The organism is Ruegeria sp. BHSB064 (genome assembly GCF_059613205.1).
The window spans coordinates 1-6,251 of sequence record NZ_JBXWSB010000185.1 but is presented as its reverse complement, the minus strand read 5'-3'; the positions used below and the strand labels follow the sequence as shown (position 1 = coordinate 6,251).

The window sequence follows — 6,251 nt, the reverse complement described above, 5'->3', positions numbered from 1 at the left end:
ACGCTGGATGAACTGCGTGTGATTGCTGCGGCCGTTATCGGTGGAACCGCGCTGTCTGGCGGTATCGGTACGATCTATGGCGCAATCCTTGGCGCGTTGATCATGCAGGCGCTGCAATCTGGCATGGCCATGGTCGGAGTGGATGCCCCGTTCCAGAACATCGTCGTCGGCACCGTGCTGGTTCTGGCGGTCTATATCGACATCGTCTATCGCAAACGTCTGGGGGCGAAATGATGCAAGCTCAAGAAATACAGAACCAAGCTTCGGGCCGTGGCTCCGGCCAGCCTCCGCTTGTGGAAATGCGCGATATCTCGATTTCCTTCGGGGGTATCAAGGCGGTGGACCATGTCTCGGTCGATCTTTATCCGGGCGAAGTTGTGGGACTTTTGGGTCATAACGGGGCCGGTAAGTCCACCCTGATCAAGGTGCTATCGGGTGCCTATCAGATGGACCACGGCGAAATCCTGATTGATGGCAAGAAGGTTGAGATCAACAACCCGCGTGACGCGCGGGCCAACAACATCGAGACGATCTATCAGACACTGGCGCTGGCGGACAATCTGGATGCAAGTTCGAACCTGTTTTTGGGGCGCGAGATTGTCACACCCTTCGGTCTGGTCAACGATGCCGCGATGGAAGCTGAATGCCGCAAGATCATGGCGCAGCTGAACCCGAACTTTCAGAAGTTCAACGATCCGGTCTCGGCCCTGTCGGGCGGTCAGCGGCAATCGGTGGCCATTGCGCGCGCGGTGTATTTCAACGCACGCATCCTGATCATGGACGAGCCAACGGCAGCGCTGGGTCCGCATGAAACCCAGATGGTGGCGGACCTTATCCAACAGCTCAAGGCACAGGGCATCGGGATTTTCTTGATCGACCATGATGTGCACGCGGTAATGGAGCTGTGCGACCGGGCCTCGGTCATGAAGAACGGGCAATTGGTTGGCACCGTCGACATCCCTGATGTCACTGACGACGACCTGTTGTCGATGATCATTCTGGGCAAGAAACCCGGCGAAAAGGCGGAATGAGGTGAGCAAGATGACGAGCGGATTCTTTCAGGAAATCGAACAGGTCCAATTCGAGGGCGAGGACAGCAAGAACCCGCTCGCATTTCGTCACTACAACCCGGACGAGATCGTCATGGGCAAACGTATGGAAGATCACCTACGTTTCGCCGTGGCGTGGTGGCATTCGTTTGCGTGGGAGGGTGGAGATCCGTTTGGCGGCCCCACTTTCGAACGCCCTTGGCACCCGCAGGATGACATGGGCCGGGCTAAGATGAAGGCCGATATCGCCTTTGAGATGTTTCAGATCCTGGGGCAGCCTTATTTCTGCTGGCACGATGCGGACATTCGCCCTGAACAAGGGAATTTCGCGGACAATCTGCGCACGTTGAACGAGATCACCGACTATATCGGTGAAAAGATGCAGGCGACGGGCACCAAGCTGCTGTGGGGCACGGCCAATATGTTCAGCCATCGCCGCTGGATGGGCGGTGCCAGCACAAACCCTGACCCGGATGTCTATGCGTTTGCGGCAGCCACGGTGAAATCCTGCCTGGACGCCACCCACAAGCTGGGCGGTGAGAACTATGTGCTTTGGGGCGGGCGCGAAGGCTATGAGACGCTGCTCAACACTGACATAAAGGCTGAACTGGATCATATGGGCCGGTTCCTTAACATGGTGGTCGAGTACAAGCACAAGATCGGGTTCAAAGGCGCGATCCTTGTTGAGCCCAAGCCGCAAGAACCGTCAAAACACCAGTATGATTTTGACGCCGCCACCTGCATCGGGTTCCTGCGCAAATATGGACTTGAGGATGAGGTCAAACTGAACCTTGAACAGGGGCATGCTATCCTTGCCGGGCATAGCTTTGAACACGAGATTGCCGTGGCAGCGGCCGAAGGGATGCTGGGGTCCATCGATATGAACCGGAACGACTATCAATCGGGTTGGGATACGGATCAGTTCCCCAACAACACGCCCGAAGTCGCGCTGGCCTATTACCACATCCTGAAAGCGGGCGGGTTCACCACTGGTGGCACCAATTTCGACGCCAAGCTGCGCAGGCAATCCATCGAGGCCGAAGATCTGATTGCCGCACATGTGGGCGGGATGGACATCTGTGCCCGGGGTCTGAAAGCCGCAGCTGCGATGCTTGAAGATGGCGGTTTGGAAAAAGCGCTGGCGGACCGGTATGCGGGCTGGAAGACGCCCGAGGCGCAAGCGATGCTGGCCTCGGGCCTGGACGAGATTGCCGCGCGGGTATTGGCCGAGGGGATCAATCCTCAACCACGATCGGGGCGTCAGGAAATACTGGAAAACTACGTCAACAGATTTGTCTGAGGAACGGAATCCGGGAGAGGGCGGTTGGTTCCGCCCTTTGCGGATCAGTCGTTCTGAACGACCTGCTGGTGGACTTCGATCACATTGCCTTCGGGGTCGTGAAAGAACACCTGATGCCACTCTTTCGCAAAAGTGGTGCCATAGTCGGAATAAGGGATACCGCGCTCATCCAGCAGCTTCAGGAAGGCGGGCAGATCATCGGTGCGAAAGGCGATGTGGCCGCGCTCGACAGGGTTGATCACCCGCCCGTTCTTGAAGGCCACGTCAAAGGCGCGCTGGGCCAAGTGCATCTGCATGTTGCCCTCGGTCGCAAAGCGGATTTTGCCGTCATAGCCGCTATCTTTGTCAGCTTCGGTGCGGGGAAAATTGTCCTGCGGAATATCATCCAGACCCAGAACATTCGTGTAAAAATCATGCATACGATCAACATCATCAGCCACGAAGTTGATGTGGTGGAATTCCAGTTTCATGCTCTGCCTCGCCTCGGACAATTGGTGTTTCGGCAGTTCTAACACGTCCTCATGGGGCTGTGGATGGCAAAACGGAATGGCGGGTTGCGTCGGGTGTTCAACCGCGACCACATAGGCCGGAACGAAACCGTTGACGCGTGGCGGTGATCTGTGATGCTGGCTCGGTAAGACTCCGAGCACAACAGGTTAGAATGTCCAACCAATCTCAAACCGAAGCCGTATTCCTGAGCGGCAGCCTGATGCGGCATGTCACCCGCATGTCGTTGACGACAAGTATCGGTCTGATGGCAATTTTTGCCGTCGATTTTGTGGACATGGTCTTCATTTCGATGCTGGGCAACGACGCATTGGCTGCGGCGGTGGGGTACGCTGGAACGCTGTTGTTTTTCACCAATGCGATCAATATCGGCCTGTCGATTTCTGCCGGGGCGCTGGTTGCGCGAGAACTTGGGGCAGGGCGGGCGGAACAGGCAAGGCACTATGCCTCCAGTGTGGCGGTGCTGGGACTGATCGTCGGGTTGGTCGTACCCGTTCTGGTTTTGTTGAACCTTGGTCATTTGCTGTCATTGCTTGGTGCAGAAGGTGAGGTTCTGCGGCTGGCCACGCGCTATGTCTCGATTATCTTGCCGACAATGTGCGTCATGTCGATTGCCATGGCGGCCATGGCCGTGCTGCGTGCCCATGGCGATGCGCGGCGTTCAATGATGGCCACGATCTATGGTGGCGTGGTGAATGCGGTTCTGGACCCGATCCTTATCTTTGCTGTGGGGCTGGGACTGGACGGGGCGGCAATAGCCTCGGTTCTGGCGCGGTTGTGCATGCTGGGGGCAGCGTTATGGCCCGCGTTAAGGGTTCATCAGGGGTTTGCGCGCCCGTCTTTGAAACAGGTGGCTCATGATTTGCGTCCGGTTCGTGCCATCGCAATTCCTGCCGTTCTGACAAACGTGGCCACGCCCATCGGGAATGCGATCGTAGTGCGGGAGATCGCCCAATACGGAACCGATGCGGTGGCGGGTATGGCCGTCATTGGTCGACTGCTACCGGTGGCTTTTTCGGTCATCTTTGCCCTGTCGGGCGCAATAGGTCCAATCATAGGACAGAACTTTGGGGCCGAGAAGATTGACCGGGTACGCGCCGCCTTTCTGGCAGGGATCAAGTTCACTGCACTTTACGTTCTTGGCATGGCCGCGATCTTGTTTCTTCTTCGCGCACCTATTGCAGACTTGTTTGCGGCCCAAGGGGAAACCCGGGTGCTCATTTATCTGTTCTGCGGACCATTGGCGCTGGCCTCGTTTTTCAATGGCGTGATTTTCGTCGCGAATGCCAGCTTCAACAACCTTGGGCATCCGGTTTACTCCACTTGGATCAATTGGGGACGACACACTATTGGAACGTGGGTTTTCGCAACCATCGGGTCCAGTCTTGCCGGGGCATCGGGCGTTCTGTTGGGCCAAGCCTTTGGCGGCGTTATTTTCGCCATCATCAGCTGGGTTTTGGTCGAGCGTGTTGTGGCGCGGTTGGGGCGGTCACACGCGCCCGAACCTTTTGTGGATCAGGGGCGAATCCATTCCCTGTTTGGGCGCCGCGGCTGGTAAGGCAGCGGCATCAGTTGCCCTGATTGCGCGCCTGAAGACGTTCCAGATTGACGACCGTCGACAGCATCAGGCGATCATGACTCCAGTCCTGAGTTTGCTGGATCGAAGCCGCACCCAACGCCAAAAGGATGGCAAAGGTCAGTGACATGCCGAGGAACAGCGCAGGTAGGGGGGCTTCGGCGGGCTGTGCATCCGTCAATGCAATCACACGCTGACGTAACACGCGCTTGGCTTTTCCACCGGTCACAAAGGCGACGTTTAGGACACGCGGATTTTTTGTCGAAAGAGTACGTGCGCAATAGTCCAGCAGACACGCTGTGTATTCGCGCGCATCGATCCTTTTGCGGGCGACAACGGATTGGTCACATGCCAACTCACGCAAGCGGCCGAACTGGTACTTGAGCATCAGATATGCGGGGTTCCAGAATAGCAGAGGGCGCAGAAGTTCAAACCCGAGTTCCCATTCCACATCGCCTGCGCGAATGTGTTGAAACTCGTGGGCCAGCGCAAAGCGCAGCTCGCGCGGTGTGTCCAGAAGATGGCTGGGCAGAACGACATGACGGCGGCGCAGCCCGCGCACCGCGAATGGCACGGTGATGCGATCCGACAGGCGGATATCCACTTTTGCCGATTGCCGCCAAAGGAAGCTGGACCTGACTGTTTGTCTGATCATCACGGCGTCCCGAAAAGCACGAACGGCATATACAGCCGCAACAAAAGCGAACAGGGCCGCGAGTGAGATGAAAACGGGCTGTTGTCCTGACAAAGCAAGATCAACCCATCTTTCACGTGTATTCAGCAGTGCTTCGAACTGCACGGCAGGCATGGCGATGTCGCCGCGCAGATAAGCGGCAACCGCGATGTCACCAAGGGCGACCGCGCTTCCCGGCCACGCGTGAGCGGCCAAAGACGATACGCCCAATGCAAGAAAAGGGCTGATCAGAATACAAATGCACAGAAACTTGAGTGCGCGTAACTGTGCGACATAGCCATGGCGCAAAGTCGTGCGGGTCAGGGCGACGCGTGCCATCAACCAGATGGCAGCCGACAATGCCAGCACGATGTTGAGTTCGATATATGCGTCGAGAACCGGTCTAACCGCTGTCATTTTGCAGTCTCCTCTCTACCAGCGCTCGAATATCCTCCAGGTCGGCTTCGCTCAGCCCTGCATCATCGACGAGCCGGGCCACCAGCGTGGCAGGCGTGTCATCGAACAAGGTGCGGGACAGGTTTTGCAGCGAACGGGCCTGATATCTGTCCTTTTCCAGAAGCGGCGTATAGATCAGGGTTTTGCCTGACTTACGGCTTTCTACAAAACCCTTTTCATCCAGAATGCGCAGGATCGTGGCACCAGAAGTATAGGCTAGATTGCGGTCTGAGGGCAGGCGGTCCAGGACATCGCGCACCGAGCCTTCCTCGAGGGCCCAGAGTTCGTTCATGAACTCCAGTTCGACCTCGGTCAGCAGATTTGTCGTCTTTTTCTTTCGCATCGATCTCGGTGTCGTCATGGTTCGTATGCCTGACAGACAAGCATCCTTTCGCGATTTCTCAAAGTCTAAACTTTCCAGAACACAAAAACGCCCCAGCCGATGGAGAGGAAAAGTGGCGTCCAGACCGGTTGTCCGACGATCCCGAGCCACGCGAGAAAGATATAGGCTGAGCCCAGTAAGGTGATGAACAGCCGGTCGCCCAATGTGGTCGTAAGTCCCAGCACACCACGCCGTTCGATCCCATCGCGGTACTTGAACCCTTCGAGCAGGCCGATCAGGGCGATGGCTGAGAAGGTTCCCACGAAGAGGGCGAGTGTCGCTGGCGTCCAGGCCATCCAGAAATCGGG

8 protein-coding genes are annotated in these 6,251 nt (G+C 57.1%); 4 read left to right on the top strand and 4 right to left on the bottom strand.

The window, feature by feature from the left end:
• The 3 genes from AC2FNU_RS23510 to xylA form a co-directional block, all read left to right on the top strand.
• Window positions 1-234 (top strand): ABC transporter permease subunit (locus tag AC2FNU_RS23510; protein ID WP_496793475.1); only part of this gene is annotated, 234 nt, incomplete at its 5' end.
• The gene (locus AC2FNU_RS23505) at window positions 234-1,031 is read left to right on the top strand and encodes an ATP-binding cassette domain-containing protein (RefSeq protein WP_496793470.1); all 798 of its coding nucleotides are present in this window, start codon (window positions 234-236) and stop codon (window positions 1,029-1,031) included. The genes AC2FNU_RS23510 and AC2FNU_RS23505, both read left to right, overlap by 1 nt.
• A 10-nt stretch (window positions 1,032-1,041) precedes the next feature.
• Window positions 1,042-2,349, top strand: coding sequence for a xylose isomerase (gene xylA, locus AC2FNU_RS23500; RefSeq protein ID WP_496793466.1), 1,308 nt, complete (start codon window positions 1,042-1,044; stop codon window positions 2,347-2,349).
• A 44-nt stretch (window positions 2,350-2,393) separates the two neighbouring features.
• Here the strand turns inward: xylA and AC2FNU_RS23495 are convergent, their stop codons facing one another.
• Window positions 2,394-2,819 carry a VOC family protein gene (locus AC2FNU_RS23495; RefSeq protein ID WP_496793463.1) on the bottom strand — a complete coding sequence of 142 codons (426 nt, stop codon included), beginning with the start codon at window positions 2,817-2,819 and terminating at the stop codon, window positions 2,394-2,396.
• Between the two features lie 191 nt (window positions 2,820-3,010).
• On the opposite strand from AC2FNU_RS23495, the gene AC2FNU_RS23490 reads away from it, so the two are divergent.
• The gene (locus AC2FNU_RS23490) at window positions 3,011-4,414 is read left to right on the top strand and encodes an MATE family efflux transporter (RefSeq protein WP_496793457.1); all 1,404 of its coding nucleotides are present in this window, start codon (window positions 3,011-3,013) and stop codon (window positions 4,412-4,414) included.
• 10 nt (window positions 4,415-4,424) lie between these two features.
• On the opposite strand, the gene AC2FNU_RS23485 is transcribed toward AC2FNU_RS23490, so the two are convergent.
• From AC2FNU_RS23485 to AC2FNU_RS23475, 3 genes are all read right to left on the bottom strand, one after another.
• Window positions 4,425-5,522, bottom strand: a complete 1,098-nt coding sequence (locus AC2FNU_RS23485) for a M56 family metallopeptidase (protein ID WP_496793452.1) — start codon at window positions 5,520-5,522, stop codon at window positions 4,425-4,427.
• Window positions 5,509-5,904, bottom strand: a complete 396-nt coding sequence (locus AC2FNU_RS23480; protein ID WP_496793447.1) for a BlaI/MecI/CopY family transcriptional regulator — start codon at window positions 5,902-5,904, stop codon at window positions 5,509-5,511. Before AC2FNU_RS23480 ends, AC2FNU_RS23485 begins: the two co-directional genes overlap by 14 nt.
• Before the next feature lie 65 nt (window positions 5,905-5,969).
• A complete protein-coding gene (locus AC2FNU_RS23475) occupies window positions 5,970-6,239 on the bottom strand; it encodes a DUF2160 domain-containing protein (protein WP_496793479.1) in 270 nt (89 codons plus the stop codon).
• Window positions 6,240-6,251: the final 12 nt, after the last annotated feature.